Below are 24,483 nucleotides of genomic sequence, written 5' to 3'. Positions count from 1 at the left end.
CGGTGTAGCGGAGATCTTCACGACAGTCGCGTATCTGCTGCGCCCTTTCCAAGGGCCAGCTCGGCATTGACTCGAAGTGCAGCTTCAACGCGGTTTCTGACTTGAAGTTTGTCGTAAATAACACAAGAAACCTGTCTGACATGTCCTTCGGAGACGCTAAGCTCTCTTGCGATCTGTTTCCCTGAGAGGCCACGTGCAATGCAACGCGCCAAGTCCCACTCTCGCGGAGAAAGCCCAAGATGATGCTGATTCTGGCCAGCTGAGGGTGCTTGCGTCGAGCAGGCAAAGCGGAGCAAGACTTCTTCCGGAATCCAGAGTTCACCGCCTAAGATCCTGCTCAGTCCAATGAACATTTTTTTGTGCGCGCCGCCTTTCAACAGGATTCCTCGAGCGGCGTAGTCACGCATGCACATTCGCAAAATTTCAACTTCATGATCGTTTCCAGGCGCAAGTCCTGTGCAGACGACCACGGGAACATGGGATGGATTTCCGGCCTGGAAATGCTCAAGTGTCGCGGCGCCACGGTTCTCACCATCCAGATTAAGATCCAGGAATACCAGGTCTGGGGGAGCGGTCTTGTTGATTTCTTCAAGCGCGCTGGCAAGCGTAAAGACGGGCGTGATGTCGATTGGGGTTGCGCTCAGTTCCGACGCGTGTGTTTGGACATATTCGGAAAGAGCAACGCAAAGAATTTCGTGGTCATCGACCCATAGGATTTTCATGGTCGCTTCTCCTCTTCATGCAGCCGAGAAAAGCAATCGATCGCACGCTACATTTGCACGCAGCACTACTTAACAGCTTAGCATATCGGGCGAGGCCGCAGAACCTTGAAGGACGGATAGTGAGCTCTCCTTTTGCGGGGGGGGGGGCTGAACTCCGCCATCGCCTTGGTTATCGCCCAGCGGAGGTATGTTATTCGTCGAATCGGGCCTGCGCGGAAACCGCGGGCATGACTGCGATCGGCGAAGTGGTGGTGGGGCGCCGACAGCCTCGCCGTTGGATGTCTGCGGCGTACCGACAGTTTGGTACTAGCGTGTAAGGTCGCTTAGGGTCGGCTACGGATGTTCGCCATGGTGCCGGCCGCGTGAGCGATGTGCCGGCGCATGACAACCACCATTAGCGCAACCAGCGCGACCGGCGCGAACTGCAATGGAACATCCGTCAGCACCGCAAAAATTCCTTCGGCAGGCATGAGCCAGGCCACGCCGAGAACTAGCCATTCGGCGCGATTCAGTTTTCTCGCTTTTGCATCGCGCATCAAGAACACGATAGGCAAAATAAGCCAAGCGAGATCGTAATAGACGAGATAGGGCTGCACGAGCAGTGTCGCGATACACAAAGCCGATGCCCTGAGTTCGAACCGGGCGCGCACGATCCACAGATATGACATCGCGGCGACGGCCGGCACGGCGATCAGCGCATGAACGGCATACGCTCCTCCGACAGATAAGCCGAGCAGCCTCGCCGACGCGTACACAGTCGGTGTGGCACCCCAAAGGTGTCCGCCATGCACAACCGCAAGCCGGTTAAATTCCGGCAGGTATGAAGCGAATGCGGCCCATACCGCGCTGCCGAGCAATGCCACGCTGGCCGCCACAAACGCCGCAGCGCACAACCCGGAGGCGAAGAGCGCTTTCCAATGACGTCCACAGATCAGCGCGAGCGGGAAAAGCACCCCGAGTTGGGGCTTTATCGCAAGCACCGCGACGCATGCGCCAGCCAATATCGGATTGGATGCGAGCAACGCAAGCGCGCCGCCGGCCGCGCTATCGTGATCAGTGAATTCTGCCCGGTGTAGATGCAAATCGCGACTCCCGGGAACGATGCAAGCGCGAGCTTGGCTGCAACGTCAAGCCCCTTTGCGAGACGCCAGATAGCCAGGGCATATGCGGAGAGCGACAATACGACGTAAAAACCGAACGCGGCGCGGAACGACAGCACCCCAAGCGGCAATACTACCGCGAGGAATGTCGGCGGATAGGGCCAAGGTGCGACTGTAGCCAAGGGCCTTAGGGTCGCCTCAAGCGGGCTCATCCATTGCGGCGAAAATACCGCGGGAGCGCCGTGATCAATCGCGACCTTGGCGGCGGACCAGAAAACGGTAAAGTCAACGCCGACCAGAGCGCTCGAATCATTCCAGAAAAAATAATATCGGATGATCACTGCGAGGAGCACGACGCTTTGAATCACGAGCGCCGCCGAAGCATAGAGCGCGAGGCGTTGGTGCCCCACGTGTCCGTTCAGCCGTGCTGATGTCCTCACCATGGCGCCCCCTTTTTGGTTTTGAGGGAGTGTACATCGCGGCACCGCATCGGCCAAAATTGCGACTCATGGTGTTAGTCGAGCCAGGCTTTTGCAAACGCCCCCGAGCAATTGGGCATTGCAGAAACACTCAAGCCGAAGATTGTACGCACAACACCCAATGGGATTTTTGAACCTGTGTCAAGGGGCAAGGGCAACGATATGGTGGCGGGTACGATACCGCTCATCGCAACGACACCCGGCATAAAGCTCCTTGGCCCGCTTCCGGGCGATCTCCAGAGCACGCTCACGTACACCGCTGTGCTCATGGCGAACACCTCGCAACGAGATACAGCCGAAGGGTTCATCAAGTTCCTGGTGTCACCCGAGGCAAAGGAGATTTTCGCTGCAAACGGAGCTAAGTGAATTAACAGCCCGTCCGAAAATTTCCGACCGCCAAGAATCATTTCCGATTGCAACGCTCAGTCCGCCTTTACCGTATCGAGAAATGCTCGCAGTTCGCGCTGCATAGTCGGTGCATCCAGAATGATACTTCCGCCATGTCCGGCGAACACGCCACTGAAGCTTTCGTGAACGAGTCGCTCGAGGGAGCGAAGTTGCGTGGGCCAGTCGTACCAGCAGAAGTCTCGAAAGGCATGCAGAGCGTGCCTGCGGAAATCCCAACACAGTGAGTCGCCAGAGAAAAGGGTGTGGCCGATGAGGAACATGACGCTTCCGCGCGTATGTCCCGCCATCGGAATGACCCGAACGCCCGGCAACATCTCATGCGCCAGATCACCCGTGATTACGTCAGTGACGAACGGAGCGCCATCGGCGTCGTTCGCATGGATCCAGACGCGGGCGCCAAAACGCTTCGCATAGATGCCCGCATCCGCGACATCGTCGCGGTGGGTCAGCAAGATATGATCCAATCCTCCGGCTTCCGCGATCCAGCGCTCCAGGTGGCCGGACCAGCGCGGCCCGTCGATCATCACACGCAGGCCACCTGCAAGCGTGATGTAGCTGTGAGCGCCGTACGAAGAGCGGGCGTTATACCCGAGCCTCCACACGCCGGGAGCCACGGCTTGCGGGAAGAGGCCTGCCGGCATCTTCAAACCTTTTGGCGGCCGAACGGCAGCCGCCGGACAGATGACGACGCCTCGCCAAGCATCTTCTGTTTCCTGTTCACTGGAAGGCTGGTGAGCAAACGCCGAAGCGCCGTTTCGCTCGATGAACAGATTGGGAGCGGCCGTTCGAACCGCGCCGCAGTTGAAGCAAGCTGCGCTTACGTGCCAATGATCGTCGACATCACCTTTGTTCTCCGCCATAGCGCGCTCCCGGCCGATATTGGGTAGACGGTTCAAAGATAGCATTTTTGCGCGATTGAGAATTTGTGCGTTGGCGGACGCCGACTATGAGATCCGGTTTGGCGACGGCCGTTGGCCCGAACGGGCCTCCAAGCGGTTGTTCCAGGAGGAGATCGCTTCGCTTGCAGCGTCGGCATTGATGGCCAGGGAAACGGGAAGCTGGGAGCGCCTGCCATTTATCGCGACATCCGGGCCGAGGCTGGGCTGGCGTGACTGGTGTGCGGTGAACTTCGACGAATCGTAACTTGGGGCCGGCGAATACCTTGATTTCAACAGTGACGAATGCTGGCGCGACATGTTCGGGCGTAGATGGAGGATACTTGCGTAGCTGCACGCCAGTGCATTCAGCCAGGATTCCGCACATGAAAACGCTTTTTCTAGTAACTCTTTGCACGGCGTTATTCTCGTTCGGCAGTACGGCGTACGCGCAAGTCAACCAATCGGACCCGCAGGCTCTGATCAAGACCGCGACGCAGCAGATACTCGACGAGGTGCGTACCCGGGCGGTCGAACCGGACGATATTCCCCGCATCATGGATATCGTGAACCGCGACATTATTCCTTACACCGATTTTCGCCGTACCACCTCGCTCGCGATGGGCCGCTACTGGCGCACGGCAACGCCGACGCAGCAGCAGCAACTGGTCGAACAGTTCAAGATGCTCCTGATTCACACCTATTCGGGCGCTATCGGTCAGCTCCAACCTGATCAGCGGATCGAGTATCCGCCGATACACATCAGTCCAACCGATACGGACGTAGTGGTACGCACGATTTCGACCAGGAACGGCGAACCTGCAGAGATCGACTACCGGCTGTACAGCACGCCGCAGGGCTGGCGCTTATATGACTTGAACGTGCTCGGCGTCTGGCTGATCCAGACATATCGGCAGCAGTTCAGCGACAAGATCCAGCAAAGCAGTGTGGACGGTCTGATCCGGTTTCTCGCTGAGCGCAACGAGCAGCTCGCTTCGGGCAAGCAGTAAGTGACCGTTAGGTACGATGGCGATGGAGGTCTATAGCCGTACGTCGGTCGCGCTACGGGTGATGGGTGCCTCGAGAAGGCAACCAAACTCGCGGGCGAAGTCGACAGAGACGCGCGCGTGGACGGCGCCCTGCTTGTCAAAGAACCGCTGTGTTCCGCTAAGCGTGAACACGCCTTCATGCCAGATGTTCGGATGGATGTAGAGACCCTGCTGTCCATCGAAGCGAAAGCACACGAACTTCTCTGGCGCGATGTCGTCCCCGGGCAACGCCAAAGGAACGTAGAACGGGCGATGGTCGAGAGGAAAGAACAGTTGTCCGCCGTCGGGGTGGTAGTTCGCGTGCCAAAGCAACATGCGTTCCGGTGCATTGGCGTTGTCCTCGCGGGCTGCTTCAGGTTCCTTGGCGTACGCAAGAATATAGTTGCCACCAACAGCTTCGTTTCGACCGTAGAGAATGTCCCCGCGCCATTCGCTTACAAATGTGCCTTCGGTTGTGCCTGCCTCATCACCGGTTCCGGAATCTATGGGCCTTGTTCCCAGCGCCGGCCATTGCACGATCTCGATCGAGCACTCGCTCGGGTCCGCCACGAGCTTGCCAAATCCATCAAGCGTTGTAGGGGTCGCGTCGACCACGGGCATCGAGACGCACCGGAGGCCAGCAGGAAGGGCGGGGTTGAGGTAGTCGATTTCTTTGGACATCCGCGCAGTTTACATGAATAGCCCCGGCACGAAGATGGGTAGTTTCGTTAACGCGGCGACCCGTAAAATCCTCTGGCCATGAAAGGAAAGGAGAGACCCGATGCCGAGCCTTGAACGAGCGCGACCGGCTATGCTGATCGACTCTGTCTGGCGCATGATGCTTCGCCTCGGATTCCCGCTCGTTCGCGCCTGGTGGCACCTTCGACGGCCTCGCCATGAGGGTGCGCTAGTAGCGATCTACGTCGGGCGGGCGCTGTTGCTGGTGAAGTCATCGTACCGGGCTGAGTGGAATTTTCCCGGTGGTAGTGTCCGGCCCGGTGAGGCGCCTGATGCAGCGGCGCAGCGCGAAATGGAGGAGGAGCTTGGTCTCTCGTCGTACCCATTACGCCCCGCGGGCAGCGCCTGCGGCATTTGGGACGGGCGAAGAGACCGGGTGCATTTCTTCGAACTGCACCTCGATTGCATGCCCGAGCTGCGGCTTGATAATCGTGAGATTGTCGCCGCGCATCTGGCATTGCCGGAGGAATTGCACGGCATCGCGCTGACACAGGCGGTCACCGCGTATCTCGGCAGAGATCTCTGCTGTTAGTTGGCGCTTTTCCTTTCGGGACGTCTCGACCGCTCCGCGTTGCTCGCGGCGTGCCCGTGTTGTTGGGTCACGCCGCCAGCAGCAGGCTATCTGATCGACTGAATTTGCGCCTGGCTCAGTCCCCACGTATGGGGCGGCAGTGGAATGAAGTGCACCGTATCGAGGTAGGCCTCGTTCGTCTCCGAGTAACGCGGGGCAGGCGGGGAGGTGGGAGAGTCGACGCCATCGTGGCCATGGCTGTCATGGTGCGCCCCGTGGGTGTCGTGCAGATGACATAAAACGGCCGCAAGCCGTTCGGTGCAAGCTCGCGTGTTGCGATCTTTTTTGGCTACTTATGTCGTGGGCAACGTGGATTTGCCGCGACGTTTGCGCGGCTTGGGCTCCACACCCACGCGCGGATCGCGGGCGAGCACGAGCGCCGTCATTCTCTCTGCAATGGTTTCGAAAGCCAGATCGTCTTGCGGCACATAAAGCCATTTTCCGAGCACCGGATGCGGCCGCAAAGCGGGCATCTCATCGATCAGCGCGGCATGGCGCTCTTGCGATGTGCATACCAGCAGGCCATTCCACGGCGCATCGCGATCGGCTGCAACCAGGCACAACAGGCCGTCGATATAGGCGGCATCGCTACCGAACATGCGCCTGCGAATGTAGGTTGAATCGCGTTCGAATGCGTCGAAGATCCAGACGAGTGAGTTTCGGATGGAAGAGGGCATGGACGCGTATTCCCTGGGCGATAAGAGCGAAGATGAGCTTACACAAATTCGCCGGCCCTGGCAGCCGGGGGCAAAGCCTGTTTGCGGTGCGTACGTCTCTTCTACCCTCAGGAATAACGCATCCCGCTTTCAGATCGACTTGACCTCTCCGCCGTCCATCCTCAAGGTCGAACCCGTCATCCAGTGAGCCGCAGGCGACACGATGAACGCCATCAGCTCGGCAATCTCCTCGGGCGTGCCGTACCGGGCGATTCCTGCTTCCAGAGGGAACCGTGCCGTCGCTTCTTCGACCGTCATGTTGTGGAGCGGAGCCCAATGTTCCAGGTAGGATTGCCGCCGACCGGTCATCACAGGGCCGGGCAGCACGCTATTGACCTGTACACCGTCTGCGATCCCACGATCCGAGAAGGCTTTCGCCAGCGCCACGATCGCCGCGTTGATCGTGCCCACGGCCGCGTACGGTGCTTTGGGAAACAGCGCTGAGTTCCCCGACATCAACACCACTGATCCCGAGGTTTTCTTCAACGATGGCCATGCCGCGACCGTCAATCGCCGCGCGCCGTGCAGCTTCAGCGCGAAGCCACGATCCCATTGATCGTCGCTCATCTCGAAGACATCGATCTGCGGCACTGCGCCCGCGATGTTGAGTAACGCGTCGATCTGTCCGAATGTCGACAACGTCTGGTCGACGACTTTCTGCGCGGCCTCTGGGTGAGACAGGTCGAGGTAGATTGGAAGCGGTTCGGCACCGGCCTTTTTTACGTCGTCAGCGGTTTGGGCGAGGTTCTCGCGATTGCGCGCAACGAGTACGACCGACGCAAAATCTCGCGCCAACCTGATGGCGGTCGCACGGCCGATACCCTGGCTTGCACCCGTCACAATGGCTACCTTGCTGGACATTTCCTTTCTCCTTTACTCGTGAATGAGTTGCTTCAACAGAGATTCGATGGACAAGCACCACGCTGTGTTTGCATGTCAGCGAACAAGAAAACCGGATATAGCCGCGGCGATCTCTGTCCCATGAGTTTCCAGTGCAAAGTGGCCGGTATCGAGAAAGCGCACCTCGGCGTTCGGTATGTCACGTCTGAATGCCTCAGCGCCGGCCGGCAGGAAAAACGGATCGTTCTTCCCCCACACGGCAAGCAAAGGGGGCTGGTGGCTGCGGAAATACTGCTGGAACGCCGGATACAACGCGACATTGTTTCGGTAGTCTCCGAACAGATCGAGCTGGACTTCGTCCGCACCTGGCCGGCTCAGATAGAAGTCGTCAAGCGAGTAGCCGTCTGGTGACACGGAAGCGGTGTCCTGCACGCCATGCGTGTACTGCCACACGGTCGTTTCGTGCGTCAGCATGGCGCGAAGTGCCTCGCGATTAGCGGGTGAAGGATCCTGCCAGTAGGCGCGGATCGGATTCCAGCCATCGCTCAAGCCTTCTTCGTATGCGTTACCGTTCTGCGAGATGATCGCTGCGATCCGCTCGGGGTGCCTGAGCGCAAGCCGGAAGCCGGTCGGCGCGCCATAGTCGAATACGTACATGGCGAAGCGATCGAAACCAATCTGCTCAGTGAAGCGTTCGATAACGTTGGCGATGTTGTCGAACGTATACGCAAAAGTATCGCGGTCCGGCATGTCCGACTGGCCAAATCCAGGCAGATCGGGCGCGACGACATGGAAGCGCTCGGCAAGCAGGGGAATCAGGTCCCGAAACATGTGGCTCGAACTCGGAAAGCCGTGGAGGAGTAACAGTTTCGGCGCGTTCGAACGACCCGCTTCGCGATAGAACACCTTGACGCCGTTTGCGTCAGCGTAACGATAGGCAATGGAGGACATGGGTTGACTCCCGGTGAGGTAGAAAATGGCAGGCAGCGAGCGCCTGTCCGTATGAAAGTTCAGGTATCTCTAACGCGCCGAGACAGCCTGGACCGCTTCGACGATCACATCGGTTACGACGTCAGGTGCTGTAACGATGGGTGTGTGATCAACCTGATGTGAATGCACGCGCGCGTTCATGCGCTGTGCCATGAAATGTTGCGTGTCGGGATTGATCATCCGGTCCTGCCCGGCGGTCAGAAACCAGCTCGGCCGGTCCTTCCAGAGTGGGCGCCCGACTGGCTCGCCAATGGACGAAACTGAAATGGGACGTTGAACCGCACTGAGTACCGTCAGTTCCTGTGCGCTCGCGTGTTGTGCGAATGCCGCCGCGAACGCCTCTTCGGGCAGCCATATCAGGCCATGCCGATCCGGTGACAGCTTGGGTGCCAACGCGTGCGCTTCGCCGCGATAGAACACATCGCTCACCGTTTCGCCTTCGGCAGGCGCAAGCGCAGCGATGTAGACCAGCGCCTTGACGTTGTCGGCGCGCGTCGATCCGATGACTGCGCCGGCGTAGGCATGTCCCGCAACAACAACCGGACCGTCGATGCGCTCCAGCGTTCTATCGAGGGCCGCCACGTCTTCATGCAAACCGCTGAGCGGCAACGGCGCCGCAACTGCATGAATGCCGTGTGCCTTCAGACGTTCGATGACCTCGCTCCAGCTTGAGCCATCTGCCCACGCGCCGTGCACAAGCACTGCGCTCACGTTGCCAATAGACATTTCTCGCTCCTTTGACGGACTTAGGTGCTGCGTGGGATACACGTGTATCGCGTCGCGCCGTGCGGCGTGCCATGTAACCTGATTAAATTGTATTTACAGGTTACAAACGGGAGACGTAACTTGTCAAGTGCATTTTTAGTGGTTACGATTCAGCCATCGTCACTGCATATTCGTCATAAGAGATGGACTACCGTCAGATCCCCGCGATATTGGTGGCCGATGCGCCTGGCCTCGATTTCCTTAACTCTGTCGCGACGCCCGTGGACGAAGAAGTCGACTGGATCAGCGACGGGGAAGGCTTGCTTGCCTGGTTGGACCAGACGGCGCTGGTGCCTCACGCGGCCCTCGAAGCAATCCGGAACCGCGCGTCGGCGGACGAACTCAACGACCTTGCGGCACGCGCGCGCGAACTGCGCGAGTGGTTCAGGGGTTTTGTCCGTAAGAGGAAGGGGCGGCCGCTGGTTGCCAACGACTTGCGTGAGCTTGAACCCTTGAATCAACTGCTCGAGCGGGACCAGCAGCATGGCGAAATCGTCACGAACGCTTCGGGCGGTGTGACGAGCTTTGAGCTTCGCGCGAACCGGCGCTGGCAGTCGCCCGAGTCTCTACTGATGCCCATAGCCGAGGCACTGGCGAGACTGGTATGCGAAGAGGACTTCACGTACGTGAAAGCGTGTGAAGGGCCGAGGTGCACATTGATGTTTGCGGATCACACGCGAGGTCACGCCCGCCGGTGGTGCAGCATGGCGATCTGCGGTAACCGCGCGAAGGTCGCGGCTCACCGCAAGCGGCTCAAGGAGCAGGAGAACGGCTAGGTGCAAGCTTCGGCATCGGCGCGCAGATCGCCGGGGCGCCAGCGTGAGCAAATGCGTGCTGCGGTGAGGTAAGGAGAGCACCAGCCACGCACAAGCAGTCAGAAGGAGACGAAGTGGGAGACAAACTGGAGATCGGCCAGACAGGCGGGCAGGCGGCGGCCGCGAACCGCGCGGTGCTGGTGATCGCCGTCGCGCAATTGCTCGGTACCTCGTTGTGGTTCAGCGCGAACGGCGCGATGCGGGAGTTGCAGGCGAGCTGGCACCTGAGCGCATCCGGCATAGGGTGGCTCACAAACGCAACGCAGGCGGGCTTTATCGTCGGGACGCTGCTTTCGGCGACGACCGGGATTGCAGATCGTGTGCCCGCCAGCCGCGTGTTCGCGGTCTGCGGCCTGATCGGTGCCGCGCTGAATGCGCTCTTTGCGCTGTGCAGCGCGGGGCTCGGCTCGGCACTCGTGTTCCGCTTCGGCGTAGGCGTGGCGCTCGCCGGTATCTATCCGCTGGGAATGAAATTGCTGGTCTCGTGGGCGCCTGGGCGCGCGGCGCAAACGCTCGCATTGCTGGTTGCCATGCTGACGCTCGGCACGGCGTCCGTACACGCGATTCGTGCCACGTTCTCGAGCGTGCCGTGGCAGACGGTCGTGCTGGCATCGTCCGGGCTCGCCGTGCTCGGCGCCTTACTGGTGTTTGTGCTCGGCGAAGGGCCGCATGCGCGCGCTGGTGGCGCGCGTCGCCCGGCGCTGTCCGGCGGCGTGTGGCACGTGATCGGAATCCGCGAGTTCCGGGCCGCGGCGTTTGGATACTTTGGCCATATGTGGGAGCTGTACGCATTCTGGACGCTGACGCCGCTCTTCGTGCAGCACGCGTTGACGGGTACGGCGCCGCCAGCGGCCAGCGCGGTGGCGTTCTGGTCGTTCGCGATCATCGGCATTGGCGCGGCGGGCTGTGTACTCGGCGGCATGTTGAGCCGGTCGGTGGGCAGTGCGCGCACAGCAGCGCTGGCGTTGGCGACTTCAGGTACGCTGTGCGCCGTCTATCCACTGGCGTCGACGCTCGGCGCTTCGCTGCAACTCGCTTTGCTGCTGGTATGGGGCGTGAGTGTCGTGGCCGACTCGCCGCAGTTCTCGGCGCTGTCCGTGCGGGCGTGTCCGCCGGACAAAATCGGCGGCGCGTTGACACTGCAAAACAGCTTTGGCTTTTTCCTGTCGGCCTGCTCGATTCTCTGGTCAACCAGTGCGTATCGCTCGCTCGATGTCCACGTCGCCTGGCTGCTTTTGCCCGGTCCGGTTCTGGGCCTTATTGCCATGACACCGCTGTTTGCGAAAAGGCCGCGCTGGTGATGCGTTTTCGACGAGCGCGTGTCCGGTATTCACGACCACCGCGGTGCCATCAAAATTAAACTATTCCATCCGCATACTATGACGGAACGGCCGCGCAAGTTTGCACTGCTCATGCAATACCCCGGTACTATATGGGTTCAGCGGGAATCGGCCCGGGAGCCAGCGTGAGAGAATCCGGTATGTAAGCCGGTGCAAGGCGCGCCACATATTCCACGTCAAAACATGAACAATTTTATTCGACCCCCTGTTTCCTATCCGGCATCTGTCGTCTTCGTGGACGACAGCGACAGATACCTTGATGCATTACGCAGATTCTTTCCGGATATTTCCACCAATCTGTTTTTCACGCGGCCTCAAACAGCACTCGCTTTCATCCGCAAACATGCCCGCGAAAATTCGCTGGAGTTTGCGCCGGCGTCGGCTTGTCTGAGCGAGAACGGCCTGGAGCGGTTTGCAGAAAGCTCGGCGCAGCGAGACGTACTGACCCGGGATTCCCGATTCGCGGAGGTAGCCGCAGTTGTCGTCGATTACGACATGCCCGGGCTGAACGGCGTCGAATTCCTTTCTTCCATATCCAATTTGCGTTGCGCAAAGGTGCTCCTGACCGGCGTCGCGGATGAGACCGTCGCGGTGAAGGCCTTCAATGCCGGAATCGTCGATTTGTATCTGAGAAAAACGGATACGGATTCAGCCAGCAGACTGGTTCATTATCTGAAAGACGCCAAAAACAGGCATTGCTCAGAGGCAGGCTGGCTGGGCTTGGGCGAAAACGGCACGACCTATTGCGATCCGAGAACGAGGAAGGTCATCGACGAGGTGGTTGCCGCTGAAGGCATCGTCGAGTACTACTGGCGTCCGGAGCAGAATGCCATCCTGATGTTCGATCGTGCGGGCAACCCGAGCGTTTTCCTTGCCTGGGCCGAGAACGACTGGATCTCCCAGGCGGAGATCGTGGCGGATGAGAGTGGGCCGGTGGATCTGTTGAGGCAAATGGCGGTACGCGAGTCGATGCCTGTTTTCTGGCCGCACCTGGCCTTCCGTCCTGGTAAGCACTTCAGGACGGTAAAGCCGCGAACCGTCCCGGGCTGGGACGACGCTTTCTATTGCTGGACCAGAATAGAGCCGGCCGACGTGGGTTTGCGCACGCTGACGTTTTCGCAATGGCGGAGTGACCGGAATCAGCACGCTCACGGATGACGGGTCGGCCCCTTGGCGTACGCCCCTACATGGCTTGCGGCAGGTACATCCCATTCTGTAGGGGATGTGGGCTGTATGGCTATTAGCGCGAGTAGTTGACGGACTCACTCCTGCGCCGCTTCGTTCGACGCAACGCCCTCAAGGGAATGATGCGTAAGCTTGTCGGCGCAACCCCGAGACAATTCAGGCCGAACGCATACGAAGCGTGATGTTGATCTGGCAGCCAGCTGCCGTCTGGCCTCGCGTCACCCGCCTCCCGTCAGCATCAAAATGTAGGTAATCGTCGAAACCACGATGACGCACACGCCGATAAGGATCTTTGCGTTGTTGAACTCGACGAGGCCAAATACGCAAATGGCGATGCCGAAAACCGCCATCAAGGTCCCGAGCGCCGCCAGCACGATCCGCACCTTGCTCCCTGTCGTTTCCTCCGGGTTCGCATGCGCTTCCAACTGGTCAGGTTTCATGGTGAATCCTTCCGCGATACGGGCGCGCAGCCTCCAACCATCAGCGACCGGCGGGGGAGGTTCGGCAGGCAATCCTGAGCCCCGCGTGCCAGTGCATTCATTGTAGAAAGTCTGGCTTACACATCGATACGCGTTGCACCTGGCTGGATGCGTCCTATGCATGAATTGATTTTTTTAATGAATTTGTAAGATCGAGCGAATTACGGTCGAATGTCGGGCGCTGCGCGCCGGATGCGGTTCTGGCACGGGGTTCCGGCGCGCCGGCGCGCTTACCGCACGTTTGTGGTTGCTCTTGGTTGCTCATTCAGGCGCGCATTTCTTTAAAAGACTGATGAAAGGAAAAACATGAAATCCATGCTGGCAGCCCTGGCGATTGCGCTGCTCGCCGTATCGTCCGGCAACGCAATCGCGAATGATTGGTCGACCGTGCGATTCGGTGTCGACGCGAGCTATCCGCCGTTCGAATCGAAATCCGCCGACGGCCAGCTTGTCGGCTTCGACATCGATCTGGGCAACGAGATCTGCCGCCGCCTGAACGCAAAATGCGTGTGGATCGAAAACGCCTTCGACGGGATGATTCCTGCGTTGAAGGGGCGCAAGTTCGACGGCGTGCTATCGACGATGTCGATGACGCCGGCGCGTCAGGCGCAGATCGCGTTCTCGTCGAAGGTATTCCGGATCCCGACACGCCTCGTCGCGAAGAAGGGCTCGACGATCATACCGGCGCCGGAAGCGCTGAAGGGCAAGCGAATCGGCGTTGAGCAGGGCTCGATCCAGGAAACGTATGCGAAAACCTACTGGGAGCCGGCCGGCGCGGTGATTGTGTCTTACCAGGATCAGGATCTCGTTTACTCGGACCTGATCGCCGGGCGCATCGACGCATCGTTGCAAAACGCCGTGCAGGCTGACGTCGGCTTCCTGCGGACGCCGCGAGGTAAGGACTTCGCGTTCGCCGGCAACCCGCTCTACGATGCGAAGACGCTCGGAAGCGGCACTGCGATCGGTTTGCGCAAGGAAGATACCGACCTGAAGGCGAAAATCGACAAGGCAATCGCCGATATGCGCGCGGACGGCACGTACGACAGGATCGCGAAAAAGTATTTCGACTTCGACGTCTACGGCCAGTGAAGACGGCCTGACCGACGCATGCGATCGAGTTCGATGTGCCTGGATACTCGCTCGCTGTCCGATGCCATGGGCAAGAGGCTTCCGAAGTAGTCCGAGACGTTCGGCAGGGGCGTGCTAAATTGTATTTACGACGCCTTCGACGGAGTGTCTTCCATGGATATTCATTCGATTCTAGGCATGATTCATGCCGAAGAAGCTTTGCTTGTATCCATCATACGGTCATTGCCGCCGGACGTAAGACGCACGGTCGTCAACGATTTTCATGAGCAAGTCAGACTTGCCGAGACGTCGCACCTGGACCCGACAACCGATCGCGAAGCGAGCGATGCGTTCAAAGCGCATATCAGAAGGCTGTCGATCATGCTTGCCTCGCTGCCGTGAGCAGAAGTCGACCAACCCGGGGCTCCACGTGCGGCGTGTGCAAGCGAATTGCGTTTGCGTCGCGCGCCGACCATACTCGTTACGTCGCACCCTTCTGGGCGGCCGCCGATGAACCCTAACGATCCCCAACGTCAGGAGCCCGAACATCCGCATGCGGACGATCACGATCACTCGGGCAGTGCGCTGTCGGAAATGGACTTGCGTGTCCGTGCGCTGGAATCCCTGTTAGTCGAGAAGGGATACGTCGATCCCCACGCGTTGGACGCACTGATCGAGACCTACGAGCATACGGTGGGCCCGCGCAATGGCGCGCGCGTGATCGCGAAGGCATGGCGCGATCCGGCGTACAGAAAATGGTTACTCGAAGACGCAACCGCAGCTATCGCTTCGCTGGGCTATACCGGCAGGCAGGGCGAACACATGGTCGTGTTGGAGAACACCGCCACGGTGCACAACATGGTGGTCTGCACATTGTGCTCATGCTATCCCTGGCCGGTACTTGGGCTTCCACCGGTCTGGTACAAGTCGGCCCCTTACCGGTCGCGAGCGGTCATCGATCCGCGCGGCGTATTGAAGGAGTTCGGCTTCGAACAGCCCGCCGACGTCGAGTTTCGCGTGTGGGACTCCACCTCCGAGGTTCGCTATCTGGTGTTGCCGATGCAGCCTCCCGGAACCGCGGGTCTCTCCGAGGAAGCGCTCGCGGACCTGGTGACACGTGACTCGATGATCGGCACGGGACTGCCGAAGACACCAGAATCGGTGCGGGAGTCGCCATGAACGGTGCACAGGACCTCGGCGGCATGCAGTCGTTCGGCCCGATACACCCGGGAGCCGACAGTCTGATCTTTCATGCGGACTGGGAGCGCCGCGCGCTGGCGATCACGCTGGCGATGGGCGCAGTCGGCAAATGGAACATCGACATGTCTCGCGCTGCCCGGGAGAGCTTGCCGCCTGCACAATACCTCGCTAGCAGCTACTTCGAAATCTGGTTGGAAGGACTGCAAAAGCTGCTACTGAATGCGGGATTGGCGACGGCGGAGGAAATCGGGAGCGGCAAGTCGATGAATGCGGCGGCGCCGGTCTCTCGCGTGCTGATGGCTCACGAGGTTGCCGCTGCTCTGCGCCGTGGCAACCCCGCCGTTCGCGTGGTGGCCGCCAATGCACGCTTTAAAGTCGGTGAGGAGGTGCTGACCCGCCAGCTCAATCCATCTACTCATTGTCGTCTGCCACGCTATTGCCGGGGTAGGCGAGGGCGTATCGTTGCTGTTCACGGTGCCCACGTTTTTCCCGACACCAATGCGATCGGTCTCGGTGAACAGCCCCAATGGCTCTACACAGTGCAATTCGATGCCTCAGAACTTTGGGGCGCCGATACGACTGCGGCTTCGGTCTGCGTCGATTGCTGGGAATCTTACCTCGACTATCCGGGCGGCGCGCCTGTCTGAGATGACTCACACCCCGCTGGATCTTCCCGACTTGCGTGCCGCCTTGCCGGCATTGCCATGTGACACCGCAGGGCCCGTCTTCGACGCACCCTGGGAAGCTCAGGCGTTTGCGATGACCTTGACCTTGCACGAACGTGGCCTGTTTACGTGGACAGAGTGGGCGACGTTTTTGAATCAGGCAATCAACGATGCGCAGGCCGCCGGCGACCCGGACCATGGCAACACCTACTACAGTCATTGGCTGACGGCATTGGAGCGCATTTGCGCATTCAAGGAACTGCTGACCGGAGACATGCTTCTGCAGCGTCAGAATGAGTGGGACATTGCCGCTCGACACACGCCGCATGGGCAGCCGATTGTGCTGGAGTGACAGCGAGCGCCTCATGCGCGTATCGGACGGCTTTGTCTGATACTCATACGCCGTGCCAGTAGCGCGGGCGCTTTTTCGGGTGCAACTCTCGCGTTTCCGCTTATAAGGGGCACGTTCAGTGACGATAGATCGCCCAAGAAACAAACCGCCTGGACGGTTTACATTGCAGATTTGCAGTGTTAGTCTTGCGCACTCACATGAGTGCTCATGTCTGAGTCTGGTTTCGGAAACGGAGGGACTCGGAATCGAAACTGGAGATCTGAATTTACAAGTCAATGAAGCCGCGGCACCTGTTGATTGCCGTAATTTGCACAGCTTTGATAGGGTGCTCGAGCGTGAAGCCCGTTGCCTATTCGGGAATTGCGTCGTCGTCCTCCTTGCAGCCAAATCAGCAGGACGAATCCGGCCGGGTACCGTATCGCTTGTCCACCCAGGCCGATTGGCGAAAGTACGGTCGATTGATCGTTGATCCGGTTGTGGTCTATCGGGGCGCCGATAACCAGTTCGGCAGCATGCAGGACAAGGACAAGGCGATCAAGTGACCCAACGGGTACAGGACAACGGGGACGGCCAACACGGCCGATCCCCGTCAGGTCAGCCGATCTCTGGCGCTAGTACGAACACAGCCGCGCGAGTCGGATAGAAGGGCATACGTTTCTCGGATCGTGTGCCTTGCAAGCGGATGCCCACGATGAATAAAGCCAGCCTGATCGCGTGTCATGAATGCGATCTTCTCCAGTCGGAGACGCCACTCGTTGAAGGCGGCACAGGCCGGTGCCAACGATGCGGTGTGTTCCTCTACAGATACCAAAGTGTGCCGACGGCGCACGATCGCACATTGGCGTTCACCCTGGCCGCTGCGATCCTGTTTGTGGTTGCCAACCGCTTCCCGATTTTTGGACTCTGGGTCAATGGAACACTTGTCGAAGCCACGCTTTTCGGGGCGGCTTCGGCGCTGTACGCGGACGGTATGTGGCCAATAGCGGGCCTTGTCTTCGTGACAACGATCCTGATGCCATCACTGAACATACTGGCTGTGATCTATTTGCTCTTGCCGTTGCATACCGGCGGTTTTCCTCATAGACCTGAAATTATTCTTCGCGTGCTCCGGCACGTTGCGCCGTGGGGAATGATCGAAGTACTTATGCTCGGCATGCTGGTCGCGTTGGTCAAACTCCAGCACATCGCAACGGTCGTTCCCGGCGTCGCGATCTGGGCATTCGGCGCAGTGATGGTGCTGCTTGCGGCAGCGGCTGCGACGTTTAATCCGCGCGATATATGGGCGCGCATCGATGCATTGCAAGGTGAGGGCGGTGTGCCGCACGCGCTGCAGGCAAGTGCCGCCGCGGTCACAGCCGCGCGCGCGGGTCTGTTCGTTTGTCACGATTGCGGCTTGCTCTCAAAGCCGCTTTTTGCCGACACCCATGCCGGAGTCTGTCCACGTTGCGGCGCGGTGCTGCATCGGCGCAAGCCCAATAGTCTGGCACGCACCTGGGCTTTCCTGTTCGCGGCCATGATCCTTTACATCCCTGCCATTCTCCTTCCGGTCATGGTGACAAGTACTTTATTGGGTACGCAATCCGACACGATCCTGAGTGGCGTCGTCTATCTTTGGACCTCCGGATCGTGGTCTCTGGCCACCATCGTTTTCATCGCAAGCGTTGTAGTGCCCATGCTCAAACTCCTGTCGTTGGTCTTTCTCGCGTGGAGCACCCAGTTGCGCTCCCCTCTAATCCCACACAAACGAACGCGTATTTATCGGGTAGTGGAGTTCGTCGGTCGGTGGTCGATGCTCGATATCTACGTGATTACGATCCTTGTCGCTTTCGTGCAATTCGGCTCGATTGCAACGATCGACGCAGGTCCCGGGTCGCTTGCGTTCGGCGCGGTAGTCGTGCTGACCATGTTCGCCGCGCTGTCATTCGACCCGCGGCTGATATGGGACGCGGTGGAGTCGGAAAGTGAATGAGTCGCCTGTGCAGTTGGATGAGCAAAGTGCGGCCGTCTTTCCAGCAGCCCTTGCTGTCAAACGGTCGAATTGGCGGCTGCAGCTGGTGTGGATGGTGCCGATGGTCGCACTCCTGATAGCCGGCTGGCTGGTCGTGCAATCGGTCATGAAAAGCGGCCCAACCATCACGATCAGATTTTCGACGGGTGAAGGTATTGAGGCTGGCAAAACGAAGATCAAGTTCAAGAATGTCGATATCGGCGTGATCAAGAGCGTCGAACTTTCAGGTGATCATAAGACAGTGATTGCCAGCGCAGAAATGTCCCGCAACGCTGCCAGCATGCTCGTCGACGATACGCGTTTCTGGGTTGTTCGACCGCGCATCTCTGGAGGCACGGTATCGGGCATAGGTACTTTGCTGTCCGGATCGCACGTCGGAATGGACATCGGGTCGGCGCAAAAAACGCGCAGCGATTTCGTCGGACTTGAGTCGCCGCCGGTCCTGGCCTCAGGCACACCAGGGCGAGAGTTCGTGCTTAAGAGCGATAACCTGGGCTCGCTCGATATCGGTTCGCCAGTGTTCTTCCGGCGGCTCCAGGTCGGTCAGATCGTCTCCTTCGCGCTTGATCCCGAAGGTGCGGGAATGATCATCCATGTCTTTATCAACGCGCCTTACGACCGCTACGTGACGGACGATACCCGCTTCTGGCACGCAAGCGGTGTCGATGTGACGCTGGATACGACAGGCGTAAAGGTCAACACCGAATCGCTGGTGTCAGTCCTGATTGGCGGCCTCGCATTCGAGAACCCATCTGGCGCGACGAACCGGCTTGAAGCAGACGCGCAGCACCAGTACGAGCTTTTCGTAGGCCGGGCCGAGGCGATGAAGCAGCATGACGCAGTCGTCGATAAATACGTGCTGAACTTCAAGGAGTCCGTGCGCGGATTGACTGTCGGAGCGCCCATCGACTTCCGTGGAATAGTCATCGGCGAGGTATCGGCGATCAATACGCATTTTGACCCGGCGACGAAGGAATTCAGTATCCCCGTCGAGGTGAGCATTTTCCCGGAGCGCCTGATTTCACGCGACGATTCAGGAAGCGCTGTTGGAGCAATACCGTCGGAGCGGAAAGAATTTGCGGACTATCTGGTGAAGAAAGGGCTGCGGGCGCAGCTCAGGACGGCGAGCCTGCTGACCGGTCAACTCTATATCGCGATCGATTTCTTTCCCTCGGCGCCGAAAGCAACCGTCGACTGGAGTAAGACGACGCCCCAATTGCCAACCGTACCGGGCAACCTGCAAGGCTTACAGGAGTCCATTACAAGCCTCGTCGCCAAGCTGAACAAGATTCCGTTCGAAGGAATCGGCAACGACCTGAGAAAAACGCTCAATGACGCAGATACGCTGATGAATACGATCAATACCGATGTGGCACCGGAGGCAAAATCGACGCTGGCTACGGCGCGCGAAACGCTCACGTCAGCGAATCGCGCGTTGCAAAGCGACTCGCCATTGCAGCAAAGCACAGCCGAAACCATGCGCGAGTTGTCGCGAACAGCGGCCTCGTTCCGCGCGCTGGCTGAGTATCTCCAACGCCATCCAGAAGCGCTGCTCCGAGGCAAGACCGAGGACAAGTGATGAGCAGATATCGAACGTTGCTTCTGACGATAATCGTGCTGGCCGTGTTCACCGGATGCGCCACGTCGCCGGCATCAAATTTCTACACGTTGAGCCCGGTTCAATCGGTCGGACAGCCGCAAGATGCCGATCCGATCCTGATCGCGATCGATCCGGTGACGGTGCCCGACCTGGTCGATCGGCCGCAGATCGTCTCCAGGCTGGATGCGAACCGCGTGTCCATCGATGAGTTCGCACGCTGGGCCGAGCCGTTGAAGAGTCAGATTTCACGCGCACTGGCTGCGGATCTCGCGCAACGCATCCCGGGAGCGATCGTATCGAGCTATCCGCAACGTGTGGACGAAAACGCCTTCCGCGTATCGGTTGACGTACAGAGCTTCGATTCGTCGTCTGACGGCACGGTGATGCTGGCAGTTATCTGGTCGGTGCGCCAGCCGAAGCGAGGGGAGAGAACCCGCGGACGAACGGTTGTACGCGAGGCCGCGAGCGAACCCGGCTACGGCGCTCTGGTAGCGGCGCACAGTCGAGCCCTTGCGTCCGTGGCAGATGATGTCGCCGTAGCGGTGCGTTCGGTAATGCGGCAGTGACGCGCGGGATGCATAGCCGTGTTGAATTCGGACAGTGTATGGCGTCCGGCCGCCATACACCTTGAATATGACGAGTGGCTTAGCCCGGATTGATTTCATACTGGCTTCGTCGCGTAGTGCGGGGGCCGAGGATCCGCAGCGTGATAGCCACGACTAGTAAAGCCGCCGCGATGATGCCGAACATAGCGCCTGCTCCTTGTTGGTTCAATATAGGGAGCAAGATGAAAGGCAGCATGCCACTAACAATGCGGGACAACGAGTAGGTACTGCCGATGGCAGTTGAGCGCACGCTGGCCGGAAAGATCTCAGACTGGTAGACATGATACGCATTGCTGAATACATTCGATGCACACGTTGTCAACACGCCAAAGAGAACGATCAGCGTTGAGTTGTTGGAATAGGCAAAACCCAAGCCAAAAACTGCAATTGACAATATGGCGCCGATCACCAGTGTGCGGCGTTCTATCCAGTTGAGTAGCGGAATCGAGAGCAAAGATCCGACCGGGTAGCCGAGGAACGATAGAGCGATAAAAAGCGTTCCGTCGGTGACGTCAAAGCCACGGCTTTTCACCACGGTGCTGGCCAGTGTGCCAAAACCATAGTAGCCAAATCCCTGCAGCAGATGGAAGATGGTCAACATCAGGTAGCGCTTGTTGTAGGGCGCGCGGCGCAGCAAGGCAACGCGTTCGCCCAACGTCATCGGATTTCGCTTGGCGGTCGCTTCAGGTGAGATGACCGACACGGTCACGCCGGCACTGGCGGCAAAGCGCCGAAGCATGGCGTGAGCCTCCTCCACGCGACCCTGCGCCAGCAGCCAGCGCGGGCTTTCGGGCAACTTATGTTGCACAAGCAGAACCAGTACTGCGCCCAGGCTGCCGATAACCAGAATGACGCGCCAGCCAGCCACGGTGCCAAAGTGCAGGGGATTAAGCCAAAGCGCCATGAATCCAACCAGGGGCACGGCAACATACGAGGCGGTGTAGGCCCATGCGGCCATTCGCCCGCGACGTTCCTTGGGCAAAATCTCGGACAAAAAACTATCAGCTACGGGATAGATCGCACCTACGCCGATGCCCGTGAGGAAGCGGCAGATCACCAGCATCTCCGCATTGACCGAGAATGCGCCTATCAGCGAAAAGCCGCTATACCAGATCAGATTGAACAAGAACGCCTTGCGTCGGCCGATTCGATCGGCCATGCTGCCCAGAAAAAATGACCCAACGAACATGCCGATAAACGCCGAGGCCAGCAGCAGCTTGAAGTCCGTGCTGTGTCTATCGATACCGTATTCCCCTTGGAGTGCACTACCGATTGAGCTGACAAGGAAAATTTCGAACATGTCGAAGAACAATCCTATGCCGATCACCCACACCACAAATCGATGTAGCGAACCCGCGGGCATGTTATCCATCCAGCCGCCCAATGTGGTGGCTTCGGTATGAAGGGCGTGTGCATCGCTGGCAGCGCCCGGTTCGGATGGAGCCATGCGCGAATGGGCGGACGCACTTCCGCCCACGTCTAGATTCCTGGTGTTCATACTTGTCTCCGTTGCTTTGTTTTGGGTCGGCTTATACGCCGGTCACCACATTGATCGGCGCGCCCGCATGGAACGCAGCGAGGTTTGCTTCGATGCCGGCCTTGAGCCGGTTCGCGGCATTCGTCGCCGCCCAGCTGATGTGCGGCGTAACGATAAGGTTGGGATGCGCGCACACGAGCAGGGGCTCGTGCGGATCGGGTGGTTCCTGCGGGAGTACGTCAAGCGCGGCGCCGCCCAGGTGGCCGGCTGCGAGCGCCTCGACGAGCGCCATCGAATCGACCAGACCTCCGCGGGCGCTGTTCACAAGCAGCGCGCCGCGTTTCATGGCGCGCAGTGTGGGCGCGTCGATGAGGTTGCGAGTGGCTTCCGTGAGCGGGCAGTGGAGCGAGAGAACGTCGGCGGAGCGGACCACGTCGTCGAACGGTGTGAAGCCTTCGCGAACGGTTTGTCGCCCGCGGTGCTCTGCAAACATCACGTTCATGCCGACCGCGCGGGCCAGCCGTGCGAGCGCATTCCCGATCGCACCGCGCCCGACAATGCCGAGCGTCGAACCGGCAATGTCGAGAATCGGCGCATCGTGCACGCAGAAATGCGGCGACGCCGGCCAGGCGATGCGAGCGGCTTCACGATAAGCGAAGAGATTGCGCCGCAACGCGAAGATCGATGCGAGCGCCCACTCGGAGACGCTCTGTGCCGAATAACCCGGCACATTCGACACGATCACGCCGGACTCGCGGCAGGCATCGATATCGATGCAATCGAAGCCCGTCGCGGCGACGCAGATAAAGCGCAGTTTCGGCAGACGTTCCAGATCGATTGCGCGGATGGGCACCTTGTTCGTGATCGCAATGGCGGCATCTTCGAGCGCATGGACCACGTCGGTGGCGCGGGTGGCCGGACGAACGGACCATTCGCTCGCCCAGGCCGGCGCGCTGAGCGGTGTGGGTAACGTGCCGCCGTCGAGCAGGACGATGTTCATCGAACCCCCGCCTCGCGCGCGGTGGCCCGTAAAAGGACGCGGTTCAGGCCGCTGAACGGCACGTGAAAATCACCGGTTCGTAGGTAGCGGAGTGTCATGACCTCAACCCACGAGTTCGGATATCTCGATCAGATTCAGATCGGGATCTCGCACATAGACGGAACGAATCTTCTGCGTGGCGCCGGTGCGCGCCACCGGGCCTTCGACAATCGGCCATTCGCAGCGGGCCAGATGCGCGATCACTTCGTCGAGCGGCACGGTGGCGATGAAGCACAGGTCGAGCGCGCCCGGTACGGGAACATGGGCCTTCGGTTCGAATTCGGCGCCGCGCACGTGGACGTTGATCTTCTGATTACCGAAGCGAAATGCAATACGTCCTTCGCCAAACGTTTCGAGTTGCATCTGCATGACCTCGGTGTAGAACCGCTTCGTTGCAGCGAAGTCGACGCAGGTGAGTACGAGATGATCGAGATGGTCGATGAGTGCCATGTCATGCTCCTGATGAAAATGCGCGCTGTTCCGGCAAGCCGTCAGCCGCAATGCGAGGCATCGAGTGCAGGTCCAGGCGCCGTCCAGCCTTGAGCAACTGGCTCGGCACGTCATGGCCAATCAGTCCGGGAAGCAGGGCGGAGGCGGACAGCACGGCAGCGAGATCCACGCCGGTGTCGTAGCCGTCGAGTTCAAGCATGTGCACCAGTTCCTCGGTGCACACGTTGCCTGTTGCGCCTGGTGCATAGGGACATCCGCCGAGACCGCCGAGCGACGCATCGAAGCGGTCGATGCCGGCTTCCAGTGCCGTGAGCGTATTGGCGAGCGCCATGCCGCGCGTGTTATGAAAATGCAGTGTGAGTTCGAGCGCGGCGAAACGCTCGCGCGCGGCGGCGCACAGTGCGCCAACCAGCGATGGGTACGCCATGCCGGTGGTGTCACACAACGTCACGCCGTGCACACCGAGATCCGCGAAGCGCTGCATCCAGCCCAGCACCTCAGCTTGGTCGATATCGCCTTCCATCGGGCAACCCATCGCCGTGGACAGCGACACGTTGATCGCCACTTTCGTTTGCCTGACCTCGCCGATCACGTCGCGTAACTGGGCGAACGACTGTTCGCGGCTCATGCGCAAGTTCGCGTTGTTGTGGCTCTCACTAACCGACATCACGAGATTGACTTCATCGACACCGCACGACAGCGCGCGCTCGGCGCCACGCAGATTCGGAACGAGGACGGTGTAGACCACGCCTTCACGTCGCGCAATCTGTTGCATCACGGCTTCGGCGTCGCGCAATGCGGGGATCGCTTTCGGCGAGGTGAACGAGGTCACTTCGATCTTGGCGTAACCGCACGCGCTCAGACGATCGATCAGTTCGATCTTGGCGTCGGTGTCGACGAACCTGGCCTCGTTCTGGAAGCCGTCGCGGGTGGCGACTTCCTGGATATACAGACGCTTGCTGCTCATG

Annotated in this window: 27 protein-coding genes and 2 pseudogenes; 16 read left to right on the top strand and 13 right to left on the bottom strand. The window is 59.6% G+C overall.

The genetic code is table 11. From position 1 onward, the window contains the following. Positions 1-17 precede the first annotated feature (17 nt). Both KHO31_RS07260 and KHO31_RS07255 read right to left on the bottom strand, forming a co-directional pair. Complete coding sequence (locus KHO31_RS07260; RefSeq protein WP_201086224.1) at positions 18-722, bottom strand: LuxR C-terminal-related transcriptional regulator; 705 nt, start codon at positions 720-722, stop codon at positions 18-20. Positions 723-1,045: 323 nt separating this feature from the next. Then, positions 1,046-2,034, bottom strand: a pseudogene (locus tag KHO31_RS07255) (glycosyltransferase family 87 protein). 333 nt (positions 2,035-2,367) lie between these two features. Between KHO31_RS07255 and KHO31_RS39965 the strand changes: the two are divergent. Then, positions 2,368-2,667: pseudogene (locus KHO31_RS39965) on the top strand (molybdate ABC transporter substrate-binding protein); the annotation flags it as partial. A gap of 56 nt (positions 2,668-2,723) precedes the next feature. Here the strand turns inward: KHO31_RS39965 and KHO31_RS07245 are convergent. Continuing rightward, a complete protein-coding gene (locus tag KHO31_RS07245; RefSeq protein WP_201086223.1) occupies positions 2,724-3,569 on the bottom strand; it encodes an MBL fold metallo-hydrolase in 846 nt (281 codons plus the stop codon). Between the two features lie 70 nt (positions 3,570-3,639). Here KHO31_RS07245 and KHO31_RS07240 point away from each other — a divergent pair, with 70 nt between their 5' ends. Both KHO31_RS07240 and KHO31_RS07235 read left to right on the top strand, forming a co-directional pair. Further along, positions 3,640-3,852, top strand: coding sequence for a hypothetical protein (locus KHO31_RS07240; protein WP_201083758.1), 213 nt, complete (start codon positions 3,640-3,642; stop codon positions 3,850-3,852). A gap of 118 nt (positions 3,853-3,970) precedes the next feature. Then, positions 3,971-4,594, top strand: a complete 624-nt coding sequence (locus KHO31_RS07235; RefSeq protein WP_201083756.1) for an MlaC/ttg2D family ABC transporter substrate-binding protein — start codon at positions 3,971-3,973, stop codon at positions 4,592-4,594. A 30-nt stretch (positions 4,595-4,624) separates the two neighbouring features. On the opposite strand, the gene KHO31_RS07230 is transcribed toward KHO31_RS07235, so the two are convergent. Further along, positions 4,625-5,293, bottom strand: coding sequence for an ureidoglycolate lyase (locus tag KHO31_RS07230; RefSeq protein WP_201083754.1), 669 nt, complete (start codon positions 5,291-5,293; stop codon positions 4,625-4,627). 100 nt (positions 5,294-5,393) lie between these two features. Between KHO31_RS07230 and KHO31_RS07225 the strand changes: the two genes are divergently transcribed. Beyond that, complete coding sequence (locus KHO31_RS07225; RefSeq protein ID WP_201083746.1) at positions 5,394-5,882, top strand: NUDIX domain-containing protein; 489 nt, start codon at positions 5,394-5,396, stop codon at positions 5,880-5,882. 332 nt (positions 5,883-6,214) lie between these two features. Here the strand turns inward: KHO31_RS07225 and KHO31_RS07220 are convergent, their stop codons facing one another. The 4 genes from KHO31_RS07220 to KHO31_RS07205 all read right to left on the bottom strand — a co-directional run bounded on the left by KHO31_RS07220 (position 6,215) and on the right by KHO31_RS07205 (position 9,193). Further along, positions 6,215-6,598, bottom strand: coding sequence for a hypothetical protein (locus tag KHO31_RS07220; protein ID WP_201083743.1), 384 nt, complete (start codon positions 6,596-6,598; stop codon positions 6,215-6,217). Positions 6,599-6,727: 129 nt separating this feature from the next. Further along, entirely contained in the window at positions 6,728-7,498 is a 771-nt protein-coding gene (locus tag KHO31_RS07215; RefSeq protein ID WP_201083740.1) for an SDR family oxidoreductase, read from the bottom strand. Between the two features lie 75 nt (positions 7,499-7,573). Beyond that, positions 7,574-8,428 carry an alpha/beta fold hydrolase gene (locus KHO31_RS07210; protein ID WP_211622957.1) on the bottom strand — a complete coding sequence of 285 codons (855 nt, stop codon included), beginning with the start codon at positions 8,426-8,428 and terminating at the stop codon, positions 7,574-7,576. 69 nt (positions 8,429-8,497) lie between these two features. Then, positions 8,498-9,193, bottom strand: coding sequence for an alpha/beta fold hydrolase (locus tag KHO31_RS07205; protein WP_201083735.1), 696 nt, complete (start codon positions 9,191-9,193; stop codon positions 8,498-8,500). A 182-nt stretch (positions 9,194-9,375) separates the two neighbouring features. Between KHO31_RS07205 and KHO31_RS07200 the strand changes: the two genes are divergently transcribed. The 3 genes from KHO31_RS07200 to KHO31_RS07190 all read left to right on the top strand — a co-directional run bounded on the left by KHO31_RS07200 (position 9,376) and on the right by KHO31_RS07190 (position 12,545). Next, positions 9,376-10,008, top strand: coding sequence for a CGNR zinc finger domain-containing protein (locus KHO31_RS07200; RefSeq protein ID WP_201083731.1), 633 nt, complete (start codon positions 9,376-9,378; stop codon positions 10,006-10,008). A gap of 113 nt (positions 10,009-10,121) precedes the next feature. Next, positions 10,122-11,348 (top strand): MFS transporter, encoded by a 1,227-nt coding sequence (locus KHO31_RS07195; RefSeq protein WP_211622955.1) that lies wholly within the window; start codon positions 10,122-10,124, stop codon positions 11,346-11,348. 222 nt (positions 11,349-11,570) lie between these two features. Then, on the top strand, positions 11,571-12,545 hold the full coding sequence (locus KHO31_RS07190; RefSeq protein WP_201083707.1) for a response regulator: 975 nt from the start codon (positions 11,571-11,573) through the stop codon (positions 12,543-12,545). A 245-nt stretch (positions 12,546-12,790) separates the two neighbouring features. Here the strand turns inward: KHO31_RS07190 and KHO31_RS07185 are convergent, their stop codons facing one another. Then, positions 12,791-13,012, bottom strand: a complete 222-nt coding sequence (locus KHO31_RS07185; RefSeq protein ID WP_201083804.1) for a DUF2964 family protein — start codon at positions 13,010-13,012, stop codon at positions 12,791-12,793. Positions 13,013-13,357: 345 nt separating this feature from the next. Here KHO31_RS07185 and KHO31_RS07180 point away from each other — a divergent pair, with 345 nt between their 5' ends. From KHO31_RS07180 to KHO31_RS07140, 9 genes are all read left to right on the top strand, one after another. Next, entirely contained in the window at positions 13,358-14,140 is a 783-nt protein-coding gene (locus KHO31_RS07180) for an ABC transporter substrate-binding protein (protein ID WP_201083703.1), read from the top strand. Positions 14,141-14,293: 153 nt separating this feature from the next. Further along, a complete protein-coding gene (locus KHO31_RS07175; RefSeq protein ID WP_201083701.1) occupies positions 14,294-14,521 on the top strand; it encodes a hypothetical protein in 228 nt (75 codons plus the stop codon). 108 nt (positions 14,522-14,629) lie between these two features. After that, positions 14,630-15,298: a nitrile hydratase subunit alpha gene (nthA, locus tag KHO31_RS07170; protein ID WP_201086222.1), complete on the top strand. Its 669-nt coding sequence runs from the start codon at positions 14,630-14,632 to the stop codon at positions 15,296-15,298. Then, complete coding sequence (gene nthB / locus KHO31_RS07165; RefSeq protein WP_201083695.1) at positions 15,295-15,966, top strand: nitrile hydratase subunit beta; 672 nt, start codon at positions 15,295-15,297, stop codon at positions 15,964-15,966. Before nthA ends, nthB begins: the two co-directional genes overlap by 4 nt. A gap of 1 nt (position 15,967) precedes the next feature. After that, positions 15,968-16,336: a nitrile hydratase accessory protein gene (locus tag KHO31_RS07160; RefSeq protein WP_201083692.1), complete on the top strand. Its 369-nt coding sequence runs from the start codon at positions 15,968-15,970 to the stop codon at positions 16,334-16,336. 335 nt (positions 16,337-16,671) lie between these two features. Continuing rightward, positions 16,672-16,878: a DUF3313 family protein gene (locus KHO31_RS07155; protein WP_236071109.1), complete on the top strand. Its 207-nt coding sequence runs from the start codon at positions 16,672-16,674 to the stop codon at positions 16,876-16,878. Positions 16,879-17,027: 149 nt separating this feature from the next. Continuing rightward, complete coding sequence (locus KHO31_RS07150; RefSeq protein ID WP_201083686.1) at positions 17,028-18,305, top strand: paraquat-inducible protein A; 1,278 nt, start codon at positions 17,028-17,030, stop codon at positions 18,303-18,305. 7 nt (positions 18,306-18,312) lie between these two features. Next, positions 18,313-19,923, top strand: a complete 1,611-nt coding sequence (locus KHO31_RS07145) for a PqiB family protein (RefSeq protein WP_407945924.1) — start codon at positions 18,313-18,315, stop codon at positions 19,921-19,923. Further along, positions 19,923-20,510, top strand: a complete 588-nt coding sequence (locus KHO31_RS07140; RefSeq protein ID WP_201083683.1) for a PqiC family protein — start codon at positions 19,923-19,925, stop codon at positions 20,508-20,510. The genes KHO31_RS07145 and KHO31_RS07140 overlap by 1 nt, the downstream gene beginning before the upstream one ends. A 79-nt stretch (positions 20,511-20,589) precedes the next feature. Here the strand turns inward: KHO31_RS07140 and KHO31_RS07135 are convergent, their stop codons facing one another. From KHO31_RS07135 to KHO31_RS07120, 4 genes are all read right to left on the bottom strand, one after another. Further along, positions 20,590-22,047 (bottom strand): MFS transporter, encoded by a 1,458-nt coding sequence (locus KHO31_RS07135; protein ID WP_211622953.1) that lies wholly within the window; start codon positions 22,045-22,047, stop codon positions 20,590-20,592. Between the two features lie 31 nt (positions 22,048-22,078). After that, complete coding sequence (locus tag KHO31_RS07130) at positions 22,079-23,026, bottom strand: D-2-hydroxyacid dehydrogenase (protein ID WP_201086219.1); 948 nt, start codon at positions 23,024-23,026, stop codon at positions 22,079-22,081. A gap of 102 nt (positions 23,027-23,128) precedes the next feature. Further along, complete coding sequence (locus tag KHO31_RS07125; RefSeq protein WP_201083674.1) at positions 23,129-23,515, bottom strand: VOC family protein; 387 nt, start codon at positions 23,513-23,515, stop codon at positions 23,129-23,131. 1 nt (position 23,516) lies between these two features. After that, on the bottom strand, positions 23,517-24,482 hold the full coding sequence (locus KHO31_RS07120) for a hydroxymethylglutaryl-CoA lyase (protein ID WP_211622951.1): 966 nt from the start codon (positions 24,480-24,482) through the stop codon (positions 23,517-23,519). Position 24,483: the final 1 nt, after the last annotated feature.

It is taken from the genome of Paraburkholderia domus, assembly GCF_905220705.1.
Lineage (GTDB): Bacteria > Pseudomonadota > Gammaproteobacteria > Burkholderiales > Burkholderiaceae > Paraburkholderia > Paraburkholderia domus.
This window is presented reverse-complemented; position numbering and strand designations above follow the sequence as displayed.